5 tRNA genes are annotated in these 433 nt (G+C 53.6%); all 5 read left to right on the forward strand.

From position 1 onward, the window contains the following. The 5 genes from FAY47_RS19850 (at position 1) to FAY47_RS19870 (ending at position 424) form a co-directional block, all read left to right on the forward strand. Positions 1–84: transfer RNA gene (locus FAY47_RS19850), tRNA-Leu, on the forward strand. Between the two features lie 3 nt (positions 85–87). Continuing rightward, a tRNA-Gly gene (locus FAY47_RS19855) sits at positions 88–162 on the forward strand. Between the two features lie 5 nt (positions 163–167). After that, positions 168–241, forward strand: a tRNA-Gly gene (locus FAY47_RS19860). 27 nt (positions 242–268) lie between these two features. After that, positions 269–345: transfer RNA gene (locus FAY47_RS19865), tRNA-Arg, on the forward strand. Between the two features lie 3 nt (positions 346–348). Further along, positions 349–424: transfer RNA gene (locus FAY47_RS19870), tRNA-Pro, on the forward strand. Positions 425–433 lie beyond the last annotated feature (9 nt).

A 433-nucleotide genomic window follows, 5' to 3' on the forward strand; every position in this document is an offset into this window, starting at 1 on the left:
GCAGATGTGGCGGAATTGGCAGACGCACTAGACTTAGGATCTAGCGCCTTAGGCGTGGGGGTTCGACTCCCTTCATCTGCACCATATGCGGAAGTGGCTCAATGGTAGAGCGCCACCTTGCCAAGGTGGATGTTGCGGGTTCGAGTCCCGTCTTCCGCTCCAAATAAGCGGGTATCGTATATCGGTAATACTCCAGCCTTCCAAGCTGGAAAGGTGGGTTCGATTCCCACTACCCGCTCCAATAATTTCATATTTATAAATGAAATAAGCGTCTTTAGCTCAGCTGGATAGAGCAACGCCCTTCTAAGGCGTGGGCCAGGAGTTCGAATCTCTTAAGACGCACCATTTCGGGGTGTGGCGCAGATGGTAGCGCGCATGGTTTGGGACCATGAGGTCGCAGGTTCGAGACCTGTCACCCCGACCAGATAAGCGG

Origin of the sequence: Clostridium sp. HBUAS56017 (genome assembly GCF_007115085.1) — a bacterium.
Lineage (GTDB): Bacteria > Bacillota > Clostridia > Clostridiales > Clostridiaceae > Clostridium > Clostridium cibarium.